This is a genomic window from Paenibacillus sp. FSL P2-0136, from assembly GCF_037975325.1.
GTDB classification, from domain to species: domain Bacteria; phylum Bacillota; class Bacilli; order Paenibacillales; family Paenibacillaceae; genus Paenibacillus_AQ; species Paenibacillus_AQ silagei.
Genome location: NZ_CP150244.1, coordinates 4,148,415 through 4,171,878, shown reverse-complemented (window position 1 = coordinate 4,171,878; position 23,464 = coordinate 4,148,415). Strand labels below are relative to the sequence as shown.

The 23,464-nt window shown below is 52.4% G+C and carries 25 protein-coding genes and 1 tRNA gene; 23 read left to right on the top strand and 3 right to left on the bottom strand.

The window, feature by feature from the left end; genetic code table 11:
* Positions 1–45: 45 nt before the first annotated feature.
* The 5 genes from rpsP to NYE26_RS17595 all read left to right on the top strand — a co-directional run bounded on the left by rpsP (position 46) and on the right by NYE26_RS17595 (position 2,990).
* On the top strand, positions 46–318 hold the full coding sequence (gene rpsP, locus NYE26_RS17615) for a 30S ribosomal protein S16 (protein ID WP_036701203.1): 273 nt from the start codon (positions 46–48) through the stop codon (positions 316–318).
* Between the two features lie 22 nt (positions 319–340).
* The gene (locus tag NYE26_RS17610) at positions 341–571 is read left to right on the top strand and encodes a KH domain-containing protein (RefSeq protein WP_020432321.1); all 231 of its coding nucleotides are present in this window, start codon (positions 341–343) and stop codon (positions 569–571) included.
* A 104-nt stretch (positions 572–675) separates the two neighbouring features.
* Positions 676–1,200, top strand: coding sequence for a ribosome maturation factor RimM (rimM, locus tag NYE26_RS17605; RefSeq protein ID WP_339249065.1), 525 nt, complete (start codon positions 676–678; stop codon positions 1,198–1,200).
* Positions 1,200–1,988 carry a tRNA (guanosine(37)-N1)-methyltransferase TrmD gene (gene trmD / locus NYE26_RS17600; RefSeq protein ID WP_339257520.1) on the top strand — a complete coding sequence of 263 codons (789 nt, stop codon included), beginning with the start codon at positions 1,200–1,202 and terminating at the stop codon, positions 1,986–1,988. Before rimM ends, trmD begins: the two co-directional genes overlap by 1 nt.
* A gap of 928 nt (positions 1,989–2,916) precedes the next feature.
* Positions 2,917–2,990, top strand: a tRNA-Pro gene (locus NYE26_RS17595).
* A 102-nt stretch (positions 2,991–3,092) separates the two neighbouring features.
* Here the strand turns inward: NYE26_RS17595 and NYE26_RS17590 are convergent.
* Positions 3,093–3,287, bottom strand: coding sequence for a hypothetical protein (locus tag NYE26_RS17590; protein ID WP_036733564.1), 195 nt, complete (start codon positions 3,285–3,287; stop codon positions 3,093–3,095).
* 228 nt (positions 3,288–3,515) lie between these two features.
* Here NYE26_RS17590 and NYE26_RS17585 point away from each other — a divergent pair, with 228 nt between their 5' ends.
* Positions 3,516–3,773, top strand: a complete 258-nt coding sequence (locus NYE26_RS17585; protein ID WP_339249064.1) for a hypothetical protein — start codon at positions 3,516–3,518, stop codon at positions 3,771–3,773.
* A gap of 75 nt (positions 3,774–3,848) precedes the next feature.
* On the opposite strand, the gene NYE26_RS17580 is transcribed toward NYE26_RS17585, so the two are convergent.
* On the bottom strand, positions 3,849–4,796 hold the full coding sequence (locus NYE26_RS17580) for a hypothetical protein (protein ID WP_339249063.1): 948 nt from the start codon (positions 4,794–4,796) through the stop codon (positions 3,849–3,851).
* A 189-nt stretch (positions 4,797–4,985) separates the two neighbouring features.
* Between NYE26_RS17580 and NYE26_RS17575 the strand changes: the two genes are divergently transcribed.
* The 11 genes from NYE26_RS17575 to NYE26_RS17525 all read left to right on the top strand — a co-directional run bounded on the left by NYE26_RS17575 (position 4,986) and on the right by NYE26_RS17525 (position 14,774).
* Entirely contained in the window at positions 4,986–5,369 is a 384-nt protein-coding gene (locus NYE26_RS17575) for a hypothetical protein (protein WP_339249061.1), read from the top strand.
* Positions 5,370–5,515: 146 nt separating this feature from the next.
* Complete coding sequence (gene rplS, locus NYE26_RS17570) at positions 5,516–5,860, top strand: 50S ribosomal protein L19 (RefSeq protein WP_036701215.1); 345 nt, start codon at positions 5,516–5,518, stop codon at positions 5,858–5,860.
* 256 nt (positions 5,861–6,116) lie between these two features.
* The gene (gene lepB / locus NYE26_RS17565) at positions 6,117–6,737 is read left to right on the top strand and encodes a signal peptidase I (RefSeq protein ID WP_036733573.1); all 621 of its coding nucleotides are present in this window, start codon (positions 6,117–6,119) and stop codon (positions 6,735–6,737) included.
* 38 nt (positions 6,738–6,775) lie between these two features.
* Complete coding sequence (gene ylqF / locus NYE26_RS17560) at positions 6,776–7,639, top strand: ribosome biogenesis GTPase YlqF (protein ID WP_036733575.1); 864 nt, start codon at positions 6,776–6,778, stop codon at positions 7,637–7,639.
* A 419-nt stretch (positions 7,640–8,058) separates the two neighbouring features.
* Complete coding sequence (locus NYE26_RS17555; RefSeq protein WP_081751445.1) at positions 8,059–8,676, top strand: ribonuclease HII; 618 nt, start codon at positions 8,059–8,061, stop codon at positions 8,674–8,676.
* A 167-nt stretch (positions 8,677–8,843) separates the two neighbouring features.
* Complete coding sequence (locus NYE26_RS17550; protein ID WP_339249058.1) at positions 8,844–11,096, top strand: hypothetical protein; 2,253 nt, start codon at positions 8,844–8,846, stop codon at positions 11,094–11,096.
* The gene (locus NYE26_RS17545; protein ID WP_036724639.1) at positions 11,093–11,395 is read left to right on the top strand and encodes an EscU/YscU/HrcU family type III secretion system export apparatus switch protein; all 303 of its coding nucleotides are present in this window, start codon (positions 11,093–11,095) and stop codon (positions 11,393–11,395) included. The genes NYE26_RS17550 and NYE26_RS17545 overlap by 4 nt, the downstream gene beginning before the upstream one ends.
* Positions 11,392–11,778 carry a YraN family protein gene (locus tag NYE26_RS17540; protein ID WP_036724640.1) on the top strand — a complete coding sequence of 129 codons (387 nt, stop codon included), beginning with the start codon at positions 11,392–11,394 and terminating at the stop codon, positions 11,776–11,778. The genes NYE26_RS17545 and NYE26_RS17540 overlap by 4 nt, the downstream gene beginning before the upstream one ends.
* Positions 11,779–12,109: 331 nt before the next feature.
* Positions 12,110–12,328, top strand: coding sequence for a hypothetical protein (locus NYE26_RS17535; RefSeq protein WP_143803689.1), 219 nt, complete (start codon positions 12,110–12,112; stop codon positions 12,326–12,328).
* 34 nt (positions 12,329–12,362) lie between these two features.
* Positions 12,363–12,872, top strand: coding sequence for a metallophosphoesterase (locus NYE26_RS17530; protein WP_209869363.1), 510 nt, complete (start codon positions 12,363–12,365; stop codon positions 12,870–12,872).
* A 210-nt stretch (positions 12,873–13,082) separates the two neighbouring features.
* The gene (locus NYE26_RS17525; protein WP_339249057.1) at positions 13,083–14,774 is read left to right on the top strand and encodes a YifB family Mg chelatase-like AAA ATPase; all 1,692 of its coding nucleotides are present in this window, start codon (positions 13,083–13,085) and stop codon (positions 14,772–14,774) included.
* A 104-nt stretch (positions 14,775–14,878) separates the two neighbouring features.
* On the opposite strand, the gene NYE26_RS17520 is transcribed toward NYE26_RS17525, so the two are convergent.
* Positions 14,879–15,307 (bottom strand): organic hydroperoxide resistance protein, encoded by a 429-nt coding sequence (locus NYE26_RS17520; RefSeq protein WP_209879063.1) that lies wholly within the window; start codon positions 15,305–15,307, stop codon positions 14,879–14,881.
* Positions 15,308–15,455: 148 nt separating this feature from the next.
* Here NYE26_RS17520 and NYE26_RS17515 point away from each other — a divergent pair, with 148 nt between their 5' ends.
* The 6 genes from NYE26_RS17515 to trmFO all read left to right on the top strand — a co-directional run bounded on the left by NYE26_RS17515 (position 15,456) and on the right by trmFO (position 23,455).
* A complete protein-coding gene (locus tag NYE26_RS17515) occupies positions 15,456–15,926 on the top strand; it encodes a MarR family transcriptional regulator (protein WP_036724645.1) in 471 nt (156 codons plus the stop codon).
* Between the two features lie 413 nt (positions 15,927–16,339).
* Positions 16,340–17,497 (top strand): ADP-forming succinate--CoA ligase subunit beta, encoded by a 1,158-nt coding sequence (gene sucC, locus NYE26_RS17510; RefSeq protein WP_036724647.1) that lies wholly within the window; start codon positions 16,340–16,342, stop codon positions 17,495–17,497.
* Between the two features lie 35 nt (positions 17,498–17,532).
* Positions 17,533–18,462 carry a succinate--CoA ligase subunit alpha gene (sucD, locus tag NYE26_RS17505; RefSeq protein WP_036692470.1) on the top strand — a complete coding sequence of 310 codons (930 nt, stop codon included), beginning with the start codon at positions 17,533–17,535 and terminating at the stop codon, positions 18,460–18,462.
* 266 nt (positions 18,463–18,728) lie between these two features.
* Positions 18,729–19,847, top strand: coding sequence for a DNA-processing protein DprA (gene dprA / locus NYE26_RS17500; protein ID WP_339249056.1), 1,119 nt, complete (start codon positions 18,729–18,731; stop codon positions 19,845–19,847).
* Between the two features lie 99 nt (positions 19,848–19,946).
* Positions 19,947–22,043: a type I DNA topoisomerase gene (topA, locus tag NYE26_RS17495; protein ID WP_036724648.1), complete on the top strand. Its 2,097-nt coding sequence runs from the start codon at positions 19,947–19,949 to the stop codon at positions 22,041–22,043.
* Positions 22,044–22,066: 23 nt separating this feature from the next.
* The gene (gene trmFO / locus NYE26_RS17490; RefSeq protein ID WP_339249055.1) at positions 22,067–23,455 is read left to right on the top strand and encodes an FADH(2)-oxidizing methylenetetrahydrofolate--tRNA-(uracil(54)-C(5))-methyltransferase TrmFO; all 1,389 of its coding nucleotides are present in this window, start codon (positions 22,067–22,069) and stop codon (positions 23,453–23,455) included.
* Positions 23,456–23,464: the final 9 nt, after the last annotated feature.

Sequence of the window (23,464 nt, the reverse complement as noted above, 5' to 3'; positions counted from 1 at the left end):
TTTGGGAGGGATCGATAACGATATTCTTTTAAGGAGGTGAATTTCGTGGCAGTACGTATTCGTTTGAAAAGAATGGGAGCACATAAAGCGCCTTTCTACCGTGTAGTGGTTTCCGATTCCCGGTCTCCTCGTGACGGCCGTTTTATCGAGGAAATCGGTTATTATAATCCGATCGAAGTACCGGCAGTCGTTAAGATTGACGAAGAGAAGGCTCTTAAATGGCTTCAGACAGGTGCACAAGCATCTGATACCGTCCGCAACCTGCTTTCCAAAGCTGGCGTGATGAAGAAGTTCCATGAGTCAAAGCTTCAGAAATAATGACTGATTGCGAGGGTCCTCTATGGAAGAATTAGTTGGTGTTATTGCTAAGGCTTTAGTGGATCATCCGGAGGATGTGGCCGTACGGACCGTGGAGAAGGATCACCTGATTGTCTATGAGCTCTCCGTGCATCCTGATGATGTCGGTAAGGTCATCGGCAAGCAGGGACGGATCGCCAAAGCGCTTCGTACCGTAGTCACATCTGCAGCAGTCAAAAGTGATAAACGCGTTACCGTGGATATTTTATCTTAAGGATGCGCACAAGGAGGGGCTAGGGATAGTATATCCCGGCTCCTTTTTGTTGAAAATATAAGAATTTATAGACTGTACGCAATCAACATGAAGGAGATGAACACATGACAGAAGAGTTAACCGTAGGCAGGCTGGTGAACACGCACGGCATTCGCGGGGAGATCAAAATCCTGTCGCATACCGATTTCCCGGAAGTGCGGTTCGCACCCGGCAACAAGCTGCTGCTGATTCCCGCAGACGGAAGCCCGAAATTCGAGGTTACGATCGAATCGGCGAGAGAGCACAAAGGGATGTATATCGCCAAGCTTAAGGGGTATACGAACATTAATGAGATCGAGAAATACAAAGGCAGCCTGCTCAAGGTGCCTAGTGATAATCTGGTTGAGTTGCCGGAGAACGAGTATTACTTCCACCAGATTGTAGGCTGCGAGGTTTACACGGATGAAGATGCCAGCCAGCCGCTGGGAACGATTACAGAGATTTTGCAGCCCGGGGCCAATGATGTCTGGGTAGTGAAGCCGAAGAAGGGCCAGGATATTCTGATTCCGGTTATTAACGATGTAGTACTGGACGTCGATATTGCAGCCAAGAAAATCACTGTGCACCTTATGGAAGGGCTGCTCCCATGATCCGTATCGATGTGCTGACGCTGTTCCCTGATATGTGTGAAGGCGTCTTCGGCACCAGCATTCTCGGTAAGGCCCGTGAGAAAGGCATTGCTTCACTGAACACAGTGAACTTCCGCGACTTCTCGGGCAACAAGCATAACAGCGTGGATGATACACCTTACGGCGGAGGAGGAGGCATGGTGCTGAAGCCTGACCCTATCTTCGCAGCGGTGGAGCATGTGCTGGCTCAGAGTAGCGCTGGAGGAGAGCAAGGGGAACACGGCAATACAGAGGCGGTGAAGCCGCGTATTATTCTGATGTGCCCCCAGGGCCGGACGTATAATCAGCAGATCGCCGAAGAGCTGGCACAGGAACAGCATCTGATCTTCATCTGCGGTCATTATGAGGGCTATGACGAGCGAATCCGTGAGCATCTGGTGACGGACGAGCTGTCGATTGGCGACTATGTGCTGACCGGCGGTGAGCTCCCGGCCTTGACCGTCATTGATTCGGTAGTGCGGCTGCAGCCGGGGGCACTGGGCAATGAGACCTCTGCAATCTCCGACTCCTTCAGCACCGGGCTGCTGGAGTACCCGCATTATACCCGCCCGGCAGAGTTCCGGGGCTGGAAGGTGCCGGACATGCTGCTCAGCGGACATCATGCCAATATCGAGGTATGGCGGCGTGAGCAGGCGCTGCAGCGTACCCTCGAACGCAGACCGGATCTGCTGGAGACCGCTGAGCTGACAGCGAAGGACAAGCAGACGCTGAAGCGGCTGCAGGAGCAGGCAAGCCTGGAGCAGAAATAAATGATAAAATTGGGCTTAAATAGAGTCATAGCTGGCGTCTTTCTAACGTATATTACGTAAGGGAGGCGTTTTTTGCTGTGTTCTGAGAACCGGGAACGGGAATTACGAACTAGAACGGATACGCATAGAAGAAGTTTTGCCAGCGAAATAAATACGAGCAGATGTGCGTCAATACCCTTTTTCTAGGGTAATGAATAGAGGTGCCGCAAGTAGACATGCAGCTATAGACGCAGCTAGCTTAATTATCGAAAGGAATGACTGAAGTGACTACGAATACGCATGAATCATTCAAGCCAGCCGTGGACACTGTCCACAAGGAGGCGGAGCCGCTCCGCACGGTAAGTGATATTATTGATTTTTATAAGAATCGTAAATCGTAATCTTATAATTGAAGAAATGAATTAGACCTGGAAGCAGGTTCAATAGGCTCAGTAATACAGCAAATTCCACAAATAGCCGCTGAAGACAGACGAACCCCAGGTTCGCTGGCTTCGGCGGTTATTTGTTTGCTGGGTGCGAAGAGTGCGGGCAAACAAAAAAAAGACCGTCCGAAGACGGTCTCTCTACCCGAGGCGCTAGTTTGTAACTTTGATCCGTATCCCGCGCCACCAAGACTTAATCATTCAGCCGTTGGTCCGGGTAAGGGATACGTTCAGCATGTCATGCTTGATGTGAACGCACCTCCTTTCCTTGTGCCAAGAGTATAGCACAGCCTTTACGGAAAATCCATTAAATTTTAATGAGATGTGAAAAAATATTGAACTCAATAAAAATACTGAACTCTATTTGAAACTGCTGAACTAGTGAGGTATATTTATAGTATAACAGTAAGTAACCGCTTACCGGCATATTATGCATTAGATGAACGTATGTTAATCGTAGGGATGCGGCAAACGTAAGGATGAAGTAATGGATTGATTTGCAATGTCGGGGTATAGCGCAGCCTGGTAGCGCGCACCCTTGGGGTGGGTGAGGTCGCAGGTTCAAATCCTGTTACTCCGATTATTCCGGTTTTCGCTAAAAACAAAAAACACTTCCGTCAGCGCATCACGCTCTGTAGGAAGTGTTTTTATTTAGGTGCTAAGGCCCGTGTGTGCGGTTAAGCTAGAACCTGCCCCTGTCACCATCCCGGCGGGTAAGCATGATGACTCCCGTGACCAGTGAATACAAGCCAACAACCATGAGCAATACAATGGCCCAAGTATAATTGCGCACCGTGTAGGTGAGCGAAGCGAAGATGATAAACCAGGCGATCCGCAGTACTCCTTCATTAATAAAACGTCTGCCTGCTGTACTCATGATTCCTGCCTCCTTATGGATTGTAGAAGATTGTTCACAACCGTAAGCGGTTCATTGATTTTGTTACTTTAATATTACCCCTTTTTACACAAAATTGATACACAATGTTCACAAGTTCTTCAATTCACAACTATTTTACATATAGACAATTGCTGCGTGACGATAGCCGTTACCGGCTTATCCCTCCCCTCATAAGATACAGAACCACGATTAAGGAGGAAACAGCAGATGGAAGCTTATTATAATTGTCTCCATTGCAAGGATAAGCGTGTACGCATTATGACTACTGACGGCAAGCGCCATGAAGGAATTATTGTAGATGTGGACCGGAATAATGTGTATCTGAAAACAAAAGGCAATGGCAGAATGCAAACTTCGGCCTTCTATCCGGGCGGTTCAGGAAACTACTATGGCGGACACTATGGTTACGGAAGTCAGATCCTTACCTTGAGCCTGTTCACGCTTCTGGCGATTGCGTTAATCTGACGATAGCCTGAACAACACAAAAAGTGGGCTCCTGGAAGTCAGGAAGGCCCACTTTTTGCGTCACTATAGGATGATCTAATTAACAGATATGGCTCCGATCTGCGTGGTTAACGATACCAGCGGACCGCCGCCGTTATAATCCTTGGGTGTACCGTTGTCGGCGCCGGAGATGTGGCCGAGCTCACTGCGGGCTTTGACCGTACATGCGGTTGATGCTGACAGATCGGCGGAGATTCTTCCAATATCGCTCTTGGCCTTGAGGCTGCTGCCCTGCTTCATGCTGGATACCCCAAGCTCAATACTCCCCGTATTTGACTCCACACTGGACTTGCCTGTGAATACGGTGTCTTGAAGGATGATGCTGCCGACATTGCTGTTAATCTCAAAAGTTCCCTCAAGCCCGCGGAGCTGGACGGTACCTACATTATTATCAATCTTAAACCGGTCAACGGTCTCTGGAATCCCTATTACATAATTAATGCTGAAGTTGGAATCCCCATACTCATGCTGCGCCCATTCCCAGAGGTTTCTCTTCGAATTGCCTTCACCATGAGCAGAGACGATTAGCGCGTCTCCTTTATGTTCAATAGAGACTTCCGTATGATCCAGCACTCCGGATACCAGCTTGTGGCCTGTCTGCTCATGGACAATGACGGTGGCCTGCACTGTGATCTCATCACCTGAAGCGGGTACTACTTCAACTTCCCCCACCGCATTATCTAGCTTAAGGACGGAAGCCGAAGCAATCGGCAGGGAGGTGGAGAACTCCCGGCTGACTCCGCTAGTATTCATCTGCTCTTCAATCATACCTGCTGTGTTCTGGATGGCGTCACCGACAGCAGCACTGGCATCGCTGAGACTCTGCTTCACGGCTTCTGCCGCCTCCTGCTTGAAGCTGCCGGAGATCGTCTGCTCCAGCTGGTTATCCGCTGCTTCCTTGCCGGGAAGCTCCCGGCAGCCGGTAAGTGCAATAGAAAATACGGCCATTGCTGCAATAATTGCTGTGCTGTGATGTTTCTTCATTATATAGGCCCTCCTAAAGGCATAATTATTTGCTTATGTATACTCAGTATTATATATTATGGGAAAACACTGGATAACAGCCTGGCGGCGGGTTGTTCTACTGGACTATAGTCCAGGAAGCTTAGCTACTACATTTTAGAGAGGCATTATGGTACACTGTCGTTAGATGAAGGACCGGAAGAATGAAATGTGACAGCTGGAGGGCCGGCACGGAAGCAGACCCGGGAGACGGTCTGTTTACTATTTGGACTGAACAAGTCAGAGGGGCGGATGAGCCAAATGCAGTATGCAGCATTCCTGATCGTTGTGTTGGTGGGTGCAGTTGTCTATACCGTGTACCGCAGCCGGATGAGCCAAGAACAGTCTGAAGCGCCGAAGCAAGGTAAGGCCAGTAATGTGATTTCTATGGAAGGGCACCGTAAGGCCAAGCAGAATGCTGCGGATCAGCAGTGCTCCTCCTGTAAGAAGAAGAACGGCAAGCTGATTTTTTATGCCCAGGATGACGGAAGTGTGGTCGGACTCTGCAAGGATTGCAAGGTGAAGGCGAAGAAACGGGATATGCTGCCGCTTTAAATAATAAATATATGTTGCATGAGCCTGTCTTTTATGATAATATTACTTCTGTTGTGTGGAATACGGTGGTCCTCTGCGGATAATGAGGGAGAGCAATGGCTCTCCGGAAGAGGCAAGAACACCTGTACGGAAGGAGGAAGTCCTTAATGAATATCCTACAAGCAATTACACAAGAGCAACTTCGTAAAGATATCCCGAGTTTTCGCCCGGGTGACACTTTGAAGGTGCATGTAAAAGTTATCGAAGGAACTCGTGAGCGTATCCAGCTGTTCGAAGGCGTTGTAATTAAACGTCGCGGCGGCGGTATCGGTGAGACTTTTACGGTTCGTAAAATCTCTTATGGTGTTGGTGTGGAAAGAACATTCCCAGTCAACTCCCCTAAACTCGAGAAAATCGAAGTGGCTCGCCGTGGTAAAGTGCGTCGTGCGAAGCTGTATTATCTTCGTGACCTGCGCGGTAAAGCTGCAAGAATTAAAGAAATTCGTCGCTAGAATAGTGACAAAGGAAAGGGGCTTGAATTCAAGCCCCTTTCGTTTATTTCTTGTGATTAAAGAATTTTGGATCCCCGCAAAGTACCTGAGTAAGCACGAAGTTAAAGCATCACTTTGTGGGGTTTTTAGACATATGTGCCTTAGGAACAGCTTCTCCGAAAAGGCCTCCTGAAGGAGTAATCGCGGGGGAGTTTTTGGCAGGAGCTTTTTTGTATTGTATAGTGGAGATAACAACTGATGGAGAGGACGGTGAACTATGCAGCAGGATTTGCAGCAAGGGCAAGGCGAAGTGATTGATTCTAACGGCCAGAGCCCCCGGAAGCCAAAGAATGAAGTCCTGGAATGGATTAAAGCGATAGCGATTGCATTGGTTCTGGTTATTCTAATACGCTGGCTTTTGTTCAAACCGTTTATCGTAGACGGCCCTTCCATGAAGCCTAACTTCCATACCGGAGAACGTGTGATTGTTAATGAAATTCTCTACGATATCCGCAAGCCGGAGCGCGGGGAAGTCATTGTGTTCCATGTGCCCTCTGAGGGCAGGGATTTCATTAAACGTGTCATTGGTGTGGCAGGCGATACAGTCACAGTTGAAGGGGATGTCGTTACAGTTAACGGAGAGCCTGTGAACGAGACGTATATCCAGAGCGCGATTGATGATGCGCATAATAACAACATCTTGTACAACAATAAGAACTTCCCCAATGAGCAGTTTACGGACAACAAGGTGCCGGAAGGCCATGTGTTCGTAATGGGGGATAACCGCTCTGACAGTACGGACAGCCGGATGATCGGTTATGTGCCGCTGGGGGATATTGTCGGCCGTGCAGACCTTATTTTCTGGCCGGTGAAGAATATCTCATTGATAAATCATTAATTATTTTAAGCTGACAGAAGTCAAAGGAGGTGACGGCATTGGCCATTCAATGGTTTCCTGGTCATATGACGAGGGCTAGACGGCAAATCGAGGATAAGCTGAAGCTAATTGATGTTGCAATAGAACTGCTTGATTCCCGTCTGCCGATCTCGAGCCGCAATCCGATGATTGACGATATTTTGCGGGACAAGCCAAGGCTGATTATTCTGAACAAAGCGGATCTGGCCGATCCGGAAGCTACACGCAAGTGGCTGGCTTACTTCAAGGCGCAGGGTCATGTTGCCTATCCGGTAGATGCTTCTACTGGCACCGGGATAAAAGAAATTCCGGAGCAGGTGAAGCTGCTGCTGAAGGACAAGATCGACCGGCAAATTGCCAAGGGCATGAATCCGCGTGCGATGCGGGCACTGATTGTGGGCATTCCCAACGTAGGCAAATCGACTCTCATTAACCGGATGGCTGGAAAAAATATTGCGATTACCGGTGACCGTCCGGGGGTTACCAAGGGCCAGCAATGGATTAAGACCGGCGGCAGTCTGGAACTGCTGGATACGCCGGGGATTCTCTGGCCGAAATTCGAGGACCAGACGGTAGGCTATAAGCTGGCAGTAACCGGGGCCATTAAGGAAGAGATCCTGAATATTGAGGATATCGCTTATTATGCGGTGAAGTATCTGGTGAAGGATTACGGAAGCCGGTTCCAGGAACGCTTCGATATCAGTAAGCTGCCGGAGGACTTAGAGAACCCGGACGAAATCGTGGCTGTTATGGAAGCAGTCGGGCGTAAGCGCGGTTGTCTGATGAGCGGTGGCCGAGTAGATCTGGAGAAGGCTTCACGCGCGCTGCTGCATGAGCTTCGTGCAGGGAAGCTTGGACGTTTCACGCTGGAGACACCTGAATAGTAGAATGTAATGTGGAATGGAAGAGCCATCCGTGAATGTGGGGTGGCTCTTTTTTTGCGTGTAGGTGGGGAATGGGGCGGTGTGCGAAGCAATGTTGTAAGAATAGCAACTCTTCTCTATTGATAAGGGGCGGAGTAGCAAAAGTGTTGTATGAAATGCAGGAATGTCCTCGTTTGGGCAGCTTGAGGGAAGAGAAATGCTGTTATTCATACAACTTTTTTGGATTTGCGCAGTATTAATGAAGGGATTGTTGTATTCAGTGCAGAATTTTAAGATTCTGAGACTGGGATTGGATGGAAATGAGTGCAAGTTCGAAGTTCTTATGGGATTCGAATTCTGTCATATATTAGTAGGAAGATCATAGATGTGGCTTACTTTAATTTTAATGGGCAGGTGGAGAGACAGTGAGTGAGATCGATATGCTTGGGTATGAAAAAGAAGGCTGGGAACAATCCTTCCGTCACATCGCAGGTGTGGATGAAGTGGGGCGGGGCTGTTTGTTCGGAGATGTGGTGGCCGCAGCGGTAATTTTGCCGGCGGGGCTGATTATTGAGGGTGTGGATGACTCCAAGAAGCTGACGGCCAAAAAGCGGGATGCTCTGTATGAGACCATTATGGAGCAGGCGCTGGCGGTAAGCTTAGGGCATGTGGAGGCGGCGGTGATCGATGAAATTAATATTAAGCAGGCTTCGCGTCTGGCGATGCGCCTGGCGGTAGAGGGATTAAGCCAGCAGCCGGACTATATGCTGATTGATGCGGAGAAGGTGGACTTGCCCTTGCCGCAGCGTGCCATCATTAAAGGGGATGCCAACAGCCAGTCGATTGCTGCCGCCTCCATTGTAGCCAAGGTGACACGTGACCGGCTCTGTGAGGGCTTGTGGGAGGAATTATACCCGGATTACGGGATCAAAGTACATAAAGGATATGCTACCAAGCTGCACCGTGAACAGATCAAGGCACTGGGTGTAACTCCGATGCACCGGCGCAGCTTCATTGGCAATATTCTTGCCGAGCAGGAACAGTTGTCTTTATTCTAAAAATATAAGAATGTATGGTTTCACGTCTACATTATCCTTCTATTTCTCGCTGAAACGGTGCCGTCCTCTAAAAGGATGGCATAGCAGTTTCCACTTGGCGTATCATCCCGATAATCACAAATGAAGGCGAAATACCGATATAAATAGAAAGAAGGGAGGCGGACAACATGAACATCGGATCACTGGTTCGCGGTTTGCTTGGCGACAGCAAGGCGGGGGAGGCCAAATCTGTAGAGCTTAAGGAAGGTCAGGTTGTTCGCGGCGTTGTGCTAAGCGTATCCGATTCCGGAAAAGAAGCGGTGGTGCAGATTCAGGGAACGCCGGTACGGGCTGAACTGGAAACACCGCTGGCAGCCGGTCAGACGCTGAACCTGCAGGTGGGTGCACCAGGAGAAGGCGGCTTGCCAGTGCTTAAGCCGGTCTCTCTGGGGGAGGCTGCTATGGTCTCGCCGCAGAGTATGGGCGAGGCACTGGAGTCGCTTGGACTTGCCAATTCCAAGGCGGGACGGGAGATTGTTCAAGCGATGCAGGCCGGAGGGCTGGCCTTCACCAAGGAGACTGCAGCGAAGCTGGACGCAGTCATGAATGCCAAACCTCCCGGTGTCCCTGCCTCAGAGTGGCTGGAGGCGGCTGTAATCTCAGTGAAGCGTGGTTTGCCTGTAACGGCTGAGACGGTGAAGGGGCTGCAGCAGGCTGTATTCGGACCGAAGCTGCATGATCTGCTGGCGAAGCTGGAGACTGCGCTGAACGTCTGGGTGCAGCAAGGGGGAGACGGCGACGGATCAGGTCAAGCTGCGGGGAATAGCAGACCTGCGGGTGGGCTGCTGGCAGGCGGAGCCAATGCCGGCCTGGCTGGTAATACTCCAGCAGCCGGTGCTCTTCCGGGAGGAGCTGCCGGGGTGACTACTCAGGCAGGAGTAACCGCTAATAAGGGGACTTCGCAGGCTGCTGGCAGTTCCAATGGACAAGCTGCGTTAGTACCGACGGGAGATGCGGAGCCGGCAGGAAGCGGGAATGCGGTTGGAGCGCGAGAAGGTTCTGGGAATACGGCTGGATCGGGTGCTGTAGCGGGAACGCGTGGCGAAGGAGCGGGGAACGCAGCAGGAGCGCGAGAAGGAGCGGGTGCTGTAGCGGGAACGCGTGGTGAAGGAGCGGGGAACGCGGTTGGAGCGCGCGAAGGTGCGGGTGCTGTAGCGGGAACGCGTGGCGAAGGTGCGGGGAACGCAGCTGGAGTGCGAGAAGGTGCAGGTGCTGTAGTGGGAATGGGAACGCGTGGTGAAGGAGCGGGAAGCGTAGCTGGAGCGCGTGACGGCGCGGGGAATATGGCTGGAGCGCGAGAAGGTGCGGGAATCGCAGCTGGAGCGCGTGAAAGCGCAGGGAACGTAGCTGGAGCGCGAGAAGGTGCGGGAAGCGTGGCTGGAGCGCGTGAGGGTGCGGGGAACGCTGGAGTGCGAGAAAGCGCGGGGAACGCGGCAGCGGTGCGAGAAGGAGCGGGGAACGCAGCTGGAGCGCGAGAAAGCGCGGGGAACGCAGCTGGAGCGCGAGAAAGCGCGGGGAACACGGCAGGAGTGCGTGAGGGCGCGGGAGTTGCCGCGCAGGCGCAAAGCGCTGCGGGGCCGGCCCTGCTCGCGAAGCTGCAGGGCGTGCTCTCCGAGCTGCGCGGCACTCTGCCGCAGCTCGCCGAAGCGCCGCCCGCCTCCGGCGCGGCGGGCGGCAGTGCAGCCCCTGCGGCGGCGCAGCCGCAGGGGGAACCCGCCGCCACCCAGGGGACAGACCCCTGGGTGGGGCGGATCTTGAAGCTGCTCGGTGCGGAGCACGAGCAGCAGATCCTGCGCGGCGGCGGGGCGCACACCGCGCAGGCAGCGTCCGGCGGCGCGGAAGATTCCGCCGGTACGCTCAAGGGCGTGCTGCTGCAGGTACTGGGCAGCAGCGAGGCCCCGCCCGCGGTGAAGGAAGCCGCGGGCCAGCTGGTGCAGCAGCTTACAGGCCAGCAGCTGCTGCTGAATACAGACCGCACCGCGCCGTTCGCGCAGGTGACGATGTTCCTGCCGCTGCACGGTCCGGATGGCCGGGAGACGGCTTCTGTCCAGATCCAGTCGCGGCGCGGCAGCAAGGGGGAGCTCGACGCGGCGAATTGCCGCTTGTGGTTCGATCTGGACATGAAGCAGCTCGGCCAGACGATGGTCGATGTGCAGGTGGTCGACCGCATCGTCAGCCTGAAGCTGCATAACGATGAACCTTGGGTACTGGAGCTGCTGGAGGGCCGCCGCGAGGAGATGAAGGCGGCGGTCGAAGGCATAGGCTATCAATTGTCCAGCCTGCGTACGGAAGCATTGCCGGAACGGAGCGTCGCCGCTGCTGCGGTGAAGCCGTCCGATTATGCTCCGCAGGAGTACAAAGGAGTAGATTACCGCATATGAGTGAGTCTGAGCAGAAGGTTCCGCAGAATCTCAAGAAGGCAGTGGCGCTCAAATATATTCCGGGCCAGAGCGATGCGCCGGTGGTTGTCGCTAAGGGGCAAGGCTCGGTAGCGGACATCATCCTGCAAAAGGCAAAGGAAAACGGAGTAGCGGTGCAGGAGGATGCGGCGCTGGTAGAGGTGCTGTCGAAGCTCGATCTGGACCAGCAGATTCCGCCTCAGCTCTATCAGCTGGTGGCAGAGATTCTCAGCTATGTATACCAGAGTGACCGGACAGCTGGTGAACGGAGACAGAAGTGAGCCATAACGGAGACGGCAGAACCTACACCCGTCAGGAGAAAGGCGCTGCTGCCGAGCAGGCGGCCCGAATGTATCTGACTTCGCGGGGCTACCTCATCCGGGATTATAACTGGCGCTGCCGTAGCGGAGAGCTGGATATTATCGCGGAGTATGAAGGCGCTCTGGTCTTCATTGAGGTACGCAGCCGGAGCGGCTCAGCCGTGCAGGGCACTGCGGAGGAATCGGTCGATGCACGCAAAATCCGTCAGGTGAGAGAGACAGCCCGGGTCTACCTGCACATGCAGGGACTGCAGCCGGCTGCAATTGCTTTCGATGTGATTGCTGTACAGCTTCAGCCGGATTTAAGCATCGCCTCCCTGCGGCATCTCCGGGAAGTCTTTTAGCTGTCTCTGTTTTGTAAAAACCGTGTAAAATTTAACAATTATCCTTGACAGATGCCGGACTTCATGGGTCATTTCTCAAAAGAAGTGGGTAAACATTAGTGTAACTTTTAATGCCACCATGAGGAGGGCTGCCGGAATGAGGAATCAATCAATGAATATACAGGTAAGCTTTACTTGCCAAAATTGTGAGCATAATATAGTAGCGGAACTTGGCGCAGAGCCCTTATCCGTTGTATGCTGCAGTAATTGTAATAAGACATTTACCGTTATGCGGCCTGCAATAGCGGAAGAGATATTGATTGACTGGGAGAATGAAGCGTTATTCCACAAGATGCGTGCTGAGAAAACCCAAGACAGCAATAGCAGCCTCTTGTCACTGGTCATCAATGTGATTGAGCTGCTGACCTGGCGTGACAAGGGTAACGGGCAAGTGGAGGCCATTAAGGAAATGCGCAAATGGCTGATCGAACACGAGGAAGCTCCGCCGGTGGCGGAATTAATACAAATGGATGTGAACCGGCGCGGAGCCAAACGGAAGTGGAATGAATAAGCAATCCAGCACTTAGCGAAAGCGGGGAGCGATCTTGTCCAACGTATTTTTTACCTCAGATCATCATTTTGGCCACAAGCTGATCATTGATTTTGAATCGCGGCCTTTTGCCAGTGCGGAAGAGATGGACAAGGTGATGGTTGCGAACTGGAATGCAGTCGTAAGAGAGGAGGACACGATTTTTCATCTGGGTGACTTTTCTTTCAGGAATCAAGAGGATACCCGTAGCATTGTGTCTGCCCTGAACGGGTACAAAATACTGATTCTTGGCAATCATGACCGTGGACGCGGACGAGGCTGGTGGCTGGAAGCCGGATTTGATGAGGTCAGTGAGTATCCGCTGATATACAAGGAGTTTTTTCTGCTCTCGCATGAGCCGATGTATATGAACAAGCATATGCCTTACGTGAATGTGCATGGTCATATTCATGGACAGAAATATGAGGGCAATCATCACTTTAATATTTGTGTGGAGCACTGGAATTACACCCCGCTGTCCTTTGAACAGATAAGGGATTCGGTGGTAGCCAGCGAAGAAGGCTGAATAAAATGATTCTTTGGTCATAGTTGCATATTTATGCAAGACGATTAAAAGCTGATTTTTGTGCAGCACTATATGCGCAATAACCTTGCATGTTGTGTAGGGTTTTAGTTATACTGAGTGTAATTGAGCTTACGGAAAAAGAGGAAGCACCTTTTTTCCTTGAAACGAACGCCCGTTGCGGGTGTATTTCTGGAGAAGAGGTGCTTATTTGTGTACGGAAAAATGCATAGCGCATGCCTGTATGGCATTGAAGGTGTAATGATCGGAGTGGAGGTGGATCTGGCTAACGGCTTGCCGCAGACCCATATTATCGGCCTGCCGGATTCGGCAGTCAGGGAAGCGGTGGAGCGAGTACGGTCCGCCGTAAAGAATTGCGGTTACAGCTATCCCCAACAGCGGGTGACGATTAATCTGGCCCCGGCGGACCTGCGCAAGGAGGGCTCGGCGTTTGATCTGGCGATTGCCCTGGGGATACTGACGACCAGCGGCCAGCTTGTTATGCCGGAAGCCGGGCAGATGCTGCTGATTGGTGAGCTTGCGCTCGACGGAAGTCTGCGGCCGGTAAATGGGGTATTATCCATGGCCCAGGCTGCGCGTCAAGCCGGGATTCATGCTGTTCTGGTGCCGCCCGGCAATGCGGCTGAAGCTGCGTTGATCGCGGGAATGAAGGTGTACACTGCCGGGCATTTGCGGGAGCTGCCTCACCCTGGTCAGCTTCCTCCGCCGAATCCGGTGGAACAATCCGAAGTGGCCGGGCCTGAACTGCCACAGGCTGATTTACCGTTTCCGGTATCGGTATCTGTAAGCGCTGATGCGGCCTCCAGAAAGCGTTCGCCCGTTCTGGCGCTGTCCCTGGACCATTTGAGATACCATTCTGAGCCAGCGGAGAATATTCCCTCCCTGCTTGCGGTGAAGCAGCCGATGAATGAAGATTACAGCGATGTTATCGGCCAGAATCATGTGAAGCGTGCCCTTACGATTGCGGCAGCGGGAATGCACAATATTATTCTGATCGGCCCTCCAGGTACGGGGAAGACTATGCTGATTAAGCGGTTACCCGGAATTCTTCCCGATCTTAACGATCAAGAATCGCTTGAGGTGATGAAGATATTCAGTGCTGCCGGGAAGCTTAGGGACGGAGGGAGCGGGTTGCTGCGTGACCGCCCGTTTCGTTCACCGCATCATACCATCTCGGCAGCCGGATTGATCGGCGGGGGCGGGATTCCGAAGCCGGGGGAGGTTAGTCTCGCACACCGCGGTATTCTCTTCCTGGACGAGCTGCCCGAGTTCTCCCGGACTGTGCTTGAAGTGCTCCGCCAGCCGCTGGAGGATAGGGTTGTCACCATCAGCCGGGCTCGGGCATCCTTCACCTTCCCTGCCCAGTTCCTGCTCGCTTGCTCCATGAATCCCTGTATGTGCGGATTTCTTGGTAGTGGCAACACGCATCAGCGGTGCAGCTGCAGTCCGGCCAAAATCGCCCAGTACCGGCGCAAAATCTCGGGCCCGCTGCTGGACCGGATGGATATGCAGGTTGATGTGCCGCATCCAAGAGAAGGCGACAGGAGTGTACCTCCGGTCTCGACGGCACAGATGCGCTCTCAGGTTCTGCGGGCTCAGGCGATTCAGGCGGAGCGGTATAGCATCCTGCCGATCTCCTGGAACAGCGAGCTGTCCGGGGCGGCGCTTCGCCGTTATGCTGCGCTGCGGCCGGAAGAGGAGATGCTGCTGGACAGTATTCTCGAGAGTCTCGGGCTCAGCATGCGGGCGCATGACCGGATTATTAAGCTGGCCCGCACGATAGCCGATCTGGAAGCGGCGGAGGAGATTGGCGCTGCGCATCTGGCCGAAGCGGTCCAATACCGCAATCTGGACAGGCAGGTCATGGTGGAGGAAGAAGCCTGACACGCCAAAACCCCCGTCCGGGGCCGCCGGGCAGGGGAGGGCATGCTGAAACGGTATCGTCCTTTAAAAGGACGGCAATGCCGTTTCCACTTGTGAAGCTATTCTTACAGCACGTTCAATTCAACTTCGATGTTACCACGGGTAGCGCGGGAGTAAGGACATGCGCCATGAGCTTCTTCTACCAGCCGTTCAGCGGTCTCACGGTCAACACCCTTGACCAGAACATCCATCTTCACGGCAATGCCGAAGCCGCCGTCTTCCACTTTGCCGAAGCTGACAGTAGCCGTTACTTCAGAGCCTTCGATCTTTACCTTGCCCATACGTGCAACCATATTCAGAGCGCTGTCGAAGCAAGCGGAATATCCGGCTGCGAACAGCTGCTCAGGGTTCGTGCCTTCACCGCCGGCGCCGCCCATTTCGCGTGGTGTGCTGATCGCAAGATTCAACTTAGGGCTGTCGGATTCGATAGAACCCTGTCTGCCGCCTACGGCTTTTACGGTTGTTTCGTACATTTTCTGTTGGATGGTCATCATATTAAATCGCTCCCGTTCGTTTTCAAATTGTATTGTACACAACTTAATTTAACACAATTAAAATTAAAGTCAATCTATTTTCCGCTATTAACATGATATTGTGGATGAATTGTGATAAACTAATGTCACAAAGGCAGGTGAAGAAGAAATGCAAAAAGAATCCACTACAACCCCTGAGCTTATGCTGGAGAACCAGCTCTGCTTTACGATTTATGCCTGTTCGCGTGAATTTACGAAGCTATACCAGCCTCATCTGGATAAGATCGGATTAACGTATTCGCAGTATCTGGTTATGCTGGTCCTGTGGGAGAGACAGCAATGTACAGTCAAGGAGCTGGGTGAAGCTTTGTTCCTCGATTCAGGCACGCTGACTCCGCTGCTTAAGCGGCTGCAGGCCGCAGGACTAATTTTGCGTGAACGTTCTTTGCAGGATGAGCGGAAGGTGCTGATTTCATTAACACCCCAAGGCTTGGCACTGCGGCAGGATGCTATGGGCATTCCCGGCAAAATGGCAGAAGGCACGATGCTCTCTCCGGTAGAGTTCATAGATTTGCTGGGACAGTTCAAAAATCTCCTGAACCGGGTGCATGAAGCTAACGTTAGCAATTCGAAATCGTAGTCTCGCTCCCATATAAAAGTATAGGTTTTACCGTCCTGAATAAGGGCGGTAAAGCCGTTTAAGCATGGATGTCAATGCAATCGTTCGCATTCCGGCATGAAACCGAGCGAATATGTATGTATAAATAGTGAAAGTTTTTAAGGAAAGCGCTTATAAAACATGTTACAATATTCTGGGTTTCACATTCTGGCATATAGGTAATTATAGATATCACTATTGTGATAGGTTCTATATGCTACTTGCAGAGAACTGTACCAGTTGCAGCGTATGCTTCAGGTGCCGGCGCTCTGCTTGTACCGGGATATTGCCGGTTAACAACCGGTCTGGCCCCGGCTTTGGACAATCAAAACGGAATGCGGAATGACCGCAGGCTGCCTGCACAGGTCACCGCAACACTTTAGGAGGCTTCCGGAATGAATATCCACGAGTATCAGGGAAAAGAAGTACTTAAGAAGTATGGCGTAGCCGTACCGAACGGAAAAGTTGCTTATACAGTGGACGAAGCCGTAGAAGCTGCCGCAGCGCTGGGTACACCTGTGGTTGTAGTCAAAGCGCAGATTCATGCTGGCGGACGCGGCAAAGCCGGCGGCGTCAAGGTGGCGAAGAACAGTGATGAGGTTCGCGCATATGCGTCCGAGATCCTCGGCAAGACACTGGTGACCCATCAGACGGGACCCGAAGGCAAGGTAGTAAAGCGGCTGCTGATTGAAGAGGGCTGTCAGATTGTCAAAGAATATTATATCGGTCTGGTTGTGGACCGCGCTTCCGGACGGGTCGTCATGATGGCATCCGAGGAGGGCGGTACGGAGATTGAAGAGGTGGCAGCTACACATCCCGAGAAGATTTTCAAGGAAATCGTTGATCCGGCGGTTGGGCTTCAGACCTTCCAGGCGCGTAAACTGGCTTACAGCATTGCTATTCCTCCCGAATTGGTGAACAAAGCGGTCAAGTTCATGCAAGCGCTATATCTGGCTTTTGTGGATAAAGATTGCTCAATTGCAGAGATCAACCCGCTGGTCGTTACTGCAGACGGTAATGTGATGGCGCTTGATGCCAAGCTTAACTTCGATTCCAACAGTTTGTTCCGCCACAAGGATATCCTGGAGCTGCGTGATCTGGACGAAGAGGATGCCAAAGAAATCGAAGCGTCCAAATTCGACCTTAGCTACATCGCACTTGACGGCAACATCGGCTGTATGGTGAACGGGGCGGGCCTGGCGATGGCGACTATGGATATCATTAAATATTATGGCGGCGAACCGGCCAACTTCCTCGATGTAGGGGGCGGTGCGACGACTGAGAAGGTAACGGAAGCTTTCAAAATCATCCTGTCCGATGACAAGGTGAACGGTATCTTTGTTAATATTTTTGGCGGCATTATGCGTTGTGATGTCATCGCTACCGGTGTAGTCGAAGCGGCAAGACAGCTTGGCTTAACCAAGCCGCTGGTCGTACGTCTTGAGGGAACGAATGTGGCACTGGGCAAGGAGATTCTCGCCGGCTCCGGACTGAATATCGTTGCTGCTGATTCCATGGCGGACGGTGCCCGCAAAATCGTTGCTCTTGTGTAATATTCGACAATAAAAGTGAGGATGTGACCTATCGCATGAGCATTCTTGTAGATAAAAATACGAAAGTCATTACCCAGGGAATTACCGGTGCTACGGGTTTATTTCATACAAAAGGCGCGCTGGACTACGGTACTCAGATGGTTGGCGGTGTAACACCGGGCAAGGGAGGCACTACGGTTCAGATTACCCTAGACAACGGTACCGAGAAGAGTCTGCCTGTCTTCGACACGGTTGTTGCCGCCAAAGCAGCCACTGGTGCAACTGCAAGTGTCATTTACGTTCCTCCTGCTTTTGCCGCAGATTCGATTATGGAAGCGGTGGATGCGGAGATGGACCTGGTCATTTGTATCACAGAAGGCATTCCGGTGCTGGATATGGTCAAAGTGTCCAGATACATGGAGGGCCGCTCCACAGTGCTGATCGGTCCCAACTGTCCGGGTGTCATCACGCCTGGAGAATGCAAAATCGGCATTATGCCGGGTTATATTCATAAGCCGGGATATGTCGGTGTAGTCTCCCGGAGCGGGACCTTGACCTATGAAGCTGTGCATCAGCTGACGGAGCGCGGAATCGGCCAATCCTCAGCGGTAGGCATCGGGGGCGACCCGGTGAAGGGCTCGGAGTTCATCGACATCCTGAAGCTTTTCAATGAAGATCCGGGCACCAAGGCTGTCATTATGATCGGTGAGATCGGCGGGACGGCAGAGGAAGAAGCTGCGTTGTGGATCAAAGAGAACATGACCAAGCCGGTAGTCGGCTTCATCGGCGGGGTTACGGCACCTCCGGGCAAACGGATGGGTCACGCCGGGGCAATTATTTCAGGCGGTAAAGGGACGGCGAGCGAGAAGATCGCTGTGCTGGAGTCCTGCGGCATTAAGGTAGCGCCAACGCCTGCTGAAATGGGCTCTACCCTCGTCAGTGTGCTTGAGGAACGCGGCATCCTGAATGCCTTCACCACCCACTAGGGCGCTTCTTACGCTAGTACGAAATGTTTTGGGGTCCCCGCAAAGTACCTGAGTTATCATCGAAGCTAAATCTCCACTTTGTGGGGTTGTTTGGTCACAGCTTTTCCTGCCGAAGCAGGTATAATGAATATTGAAGGTAAGCAACCTTTTGTCCCGGATTACGCGGATGAAAGGTTGCTTTTTTTGGTTTAAGTCAATTTGGTTTAAGTCAATTCGATTTAAGACAATAAGGAAGGCTGGCCCTTCCGCACGGGGAGAGAATACATATGGAAATTCGGGAGCTGTTGTTCGGTCTGCATGAGATGGAAGGGATTGGCTGGAAAAGTATCGACAAGATCCGCCGGGCAGGTCTTTTGACGAATGCTGTCTTCTCCTGTTCTGCTGAGGAGTGGGAACGGGCTGGAATCAGCGGTGTAATATCCGCCCGGCTGGCGGCAGACTTCAATGAAGCATGGGTGCTGAAGCGCCGCTCTTTAATGGAAGAAAGCGGTGTAGCGATGGTCACTATTCTGGATGATCACTATCCTGTACAGTTGCGGGAAACTCCTCAGCCGCCTTGGGTATTGTACTATCGTGGCCGTCTGGAGCTGGCTTCCCGTCCCTCTGTTGCTATGGTGGGGACCCGGGTGCCTACCGCTTATGGGCGCAGGGTGGGGGAGATGCTGGCGGGACAGCTAAGTGCAGCCGGTCTCACGGTTGTAAGCGGCCTGGCGAGGGGGATTGACAGTGTCTGTCATGAAGCGGCGTTAGGCGGAGCAGGAGGGACCATTGCGGTGGTGGCAACCGGCTTGGACAAGGTCTATCCTCCGGATAACCGTGAGCTGGAGCGGCAGATTTCGCGGGAAGGGCTGGTTCTTAGCGAATATCCTATCGGAACTCCGAGTCATCCCGGATTATTCCCGCAGCGCAACCGGATTATCGCTGGCTTGTCGCTGGGAACACTGGTGGTGGAGGCAGACAGCCGCAGCGGGTCCCTGATCACCGCCGATGCTGCGCTTGAAGCAGGCCGGGATGTGTTTGCCGTGCCGGGGCCGCTGACCTCTCCCAAGAGCAGAGGGGCACTGGAGCTGATTAAGCAAGGTGCGAAGCTGGTAACCTGCGCCTCAGATATTGTGGAAGAATACGTCTCCAGCCTGCCTTCCAAGGGGGCTGCATCAGCTTTAGCAGGCGCAGTAGAGCGGGAGAGTCCAGCCGATCTGATGGAAAAGAAATTGACAAGTGAGGAGCTGCACCTTTACCATATACTGCATCAAGGCCCGTTTACACTCGATGAGCTGCTGGCGTCAACGAGGTGGGATTTTGGACATTTGCATTCAGTTCTGTTATCTTTAATCATAAAAAAAGCGGTAACACAATTACCGGGTGCAATTTATAAGGTAATTTAATATAGAAGTAACTGTGGTAAGCATAGACTTCCTGGTGCAGCCGGGTCCTAGGACTGGTTCAGGAGGTGATCTGCTTACGAACTTTTGGGAGGAAAACCTATGGCAGATGCGTTGGTTATTGTAGAATCACCATCAAAAGCGAAAACGATTGGTAAATATCTGGGCAGCAAATATATTGTTAAGGCATCAATGGGGCATATCATAGATTTGCCAAAAAGCCAGATCGGTGTGGATGTGGAGAATCAGTTCAATCCCAAATATATAACGATCCGCGGCAAGGGCTCTATCTTGAAGGAACTTAAGGATGCCAGCAAAAAAGTGAAAAAAGTCTATCTCGCAGCTGACCCGGACCGCGAAGGGGAAGCTATTGCCTGGCATTTGGCAAATGCGCTGAATTTGGATAATACACAGGAATGCCGCGTGGTCTTCAATGAAATTACCAAGCAGGCGGTTAAGGATGCCTTCAAGACACCGCGCAAAATTAATATGGATCTGGTGAACGCCCAGCAGGCGCGGCGGATTCTGGACCGGCTTGTCGGTTACAAGATTAGCCCACTATTATGGAAGAAAGTCAAAAAAGGCCTCTCCGCCGGACGGGTACAATCGGTAGCGGTCAAGATTGTGATGGACCGGGAGAATGAAATTTCTGAATTCATTCCTACAGAATACTGGAGCATTACTGCCCGGCTGGCGATTCGGGATTCTGAATTCGAAGCCAAGTTCCACCGGCTGAACGGCGAGAAGAAGGAACTGGGTCAAGAGAGCGATGTGCAGGAAGTGCTGGAAGCGATTAAGAACGCGGCCTTCCAGGTCAAAGAAGTGAAAGAGAAGGAGAGACAGCGGCATCCATCCGCTCCGTTCACGACAAGCTCACTGCAGCAGGAGGCTGCCCGTAAGCTGGGCTTCCGCGCCTCCAAGACGATGTCTGTTGCACAGCAGCTCTATGAGGGAGTGGAGCTGGGCAAGGAAGGCACTGTCGGTTTAATCACTTATATGCGTACAGATTCCACGCGTATATCCACTACCGCACAGGATGAAGCCAAGGAGCTGATCCAATCCAAATACGGTGAGAAGTTCATTCCCGAGACGCCGCGTCAATATTCCAAGAAGGCTGCGGGCGCCCAGGATGCGCATGAAGCGATCCGTCCGACCTCTGCGCTGCGTGAGCCGGATACGGTCAAGGAATTCATGAGCCGTGATCAATTCCGGCTGTATAAGCTCGTATGGGAGCGCTTTGTGTCCAGTCAGATGTCTTCCGCGCTGCTGGATACGTTGTCGGTAGATATTACAGCCGGTACAGCGATATTCAGAGCGGTAGGGTCCAAGGTCTCGTTCCCGGGCTTCATGAAGGTGTATGTGGAAGGCAATGATGACGGCACAACAGACGAAGAGAAGTTCCTACCGCCGCTTAAGGCAGGCGATGAGCTGGTGAAGCGAGAGATTGAGCCGAAGCAGCATTTCACCCAGCCGCCGCCAAGATATACAGAAGCCCGTCTCGTCAAGACGCTTGAGGAACTGGGCATAGGCCGTCCAAGTACGTATGCGCCGACCCTGGAGACGATCCAGAAGCGAGGGTATGTGGCGATTGAAGAGAAGAAGTTCATGCCGACAGAGCTTGGAGAGCTAATCATAGAGCAAATGGAAGAGTTCTTCCCGGAAATTCTCAATGTGGAATTCACTGCCCATATGGAAGGGGATCTTGACCATGTGGAGGAAGGCGCGGAGGATTGGGTGAAGGTACTGGCCGAGTTCTATGAATCCTTTGAGAAAAGACTCCTATATGCGGAAGAAGAAATGAAGGAAATCGAGATTGAAGATGAGGTCTCCGATGAGCTGTGTGAGAAATGCGGCAAGCCGATGGTCTATAAGCTGGGCCGGTTCGGCAAATTCCTGGCCTGCTCCGGATTTCCGGAATGCCGCAACACCAAGCCGATCATTAAGGATATCGGTGTTAGCTGTCCGAAATGCCATGAAGGCAAGGTAGTGGAGCGGCGCAGCAAGAAGGGGCGTGTCTTCTACGGCTGCGACCAATATCCGGGCTGTGACTTTGTTTCCTGGGATAAGCCGTCAGTGAAGCCATGTCCGGCTTGCGGCTCCTGGATGATCGAGAAGCGCAACAAGCAGGGAACCAAGCTGCAGTGCACCTCATGCGATCATACAGAGGCTGTAATCGAGAGCGATGAGTTAGCAGAATAATAGGGTCACAGGAGGAACGGAAATTGACAGAAAAAGCACAAGTAACCGTTATCGGAGCAGGTCTGGCCGGAAGTGAAGCCGCCTGGCAGATCGCTTCGCGCGGAGTTCCGGTCAGATTGTATGAGATGCGTCCGGTCGTAAAGACACCGGCGCATCATACAGATCAGTTCGCCGAGCTGGTCTGCAGCAACTCACTGCGGGCGAATGGCCTCGGAAATGCAGTGGGTGTACTTAAGGAAGAAATGCGGCGTCTGGGCTCTCTGGTACTGGGTGCAGCCGACAGGCATGCCGTTCCGGCGGGAGGCGCTCTTGCTGTTGACCGGGACGGATTCTCCGGTGAAATCACGTCCATGCTGCATAACCACCCTTTGGTAGAAGTCATAAACGAAGAACTTACGCATATACCGGAGGAAGGGATTGTTGTTATTGCCACCGGGCCGCTGACTTCACCCTCCTTGTCCTCGGAGATCAAGGGACTGCTTGGCGAAGAGTATTTTTATTTCTATGATGCAGCGGCTCCGATTGTAGAGAAAGACAGCATCGATATGAGCAAGGTCTATTTGGCCTCCCGCTATGATAAAGGCGAAGCCGCCTATCTGAACTGTCCGATGACGGAAGAGGAATTCGATATTTTTTATGATGCGCTGATCTCGGCTGAGACGGCTGCACTCAAAGATTTTGAGAAAGAGATTTACTTTGAAGGCTGTATGCCGATTGAAATTATGATGAGACGCGGCAAGCAGACGGCATTGTTCGGCCCTATGAAGCCTGTAGGACTGCTCAATCCTCACACGGGCAAGCTCCCTTACGCGGTTGTGCAACTGCGCCAGGACAATGCTGCCGGTACGCTGTATAATCTGGTCGGCTTCCAGACCCATCTGAAGTGGGGCGAGCAAAAACGGGTATTCTCTCTCATTCCTGGCCTGGAGCAGGCGGAATATGTGCGTTATGGGGTCATGCATCGCAATACCTTTATTAATTCCCCTAAGCTGCTGCATCCCACTTACCAGATGAAGGGCCGGGAGAGACTGTATTTTGCCGGCCAGATGACCGGGGTGGAAGGGTATGTAGAATCTGCGGCTTCCGGTATGATCGCCGGTATGAATGCAGCGAGAGCAGCGCTTGGCGAAGAGAGCCTGATCTTCCCCGAGGACACGGTGCTGGGCAGCATGCCCGCCTATATTACTTCGGCAGATCCTGAACACTTCCAGCCGATGAATGCCAACTTTGGCCTGCTGCCGAAGCTTGAGACACGGTTCCGCAGCAAAAAAGAAAAGAACGAACGTCTGGCTTACCGGGCGCTTGACAGCCTTGCTGCTTATGCTGCAGCCCATGAATTGAAGTATGCTGAGCCGGAGCCGGTGGATGGTGATTCGGCAGAAGCGGATAGTCCTGCACAACCGGCACAATAGGTTCAGACC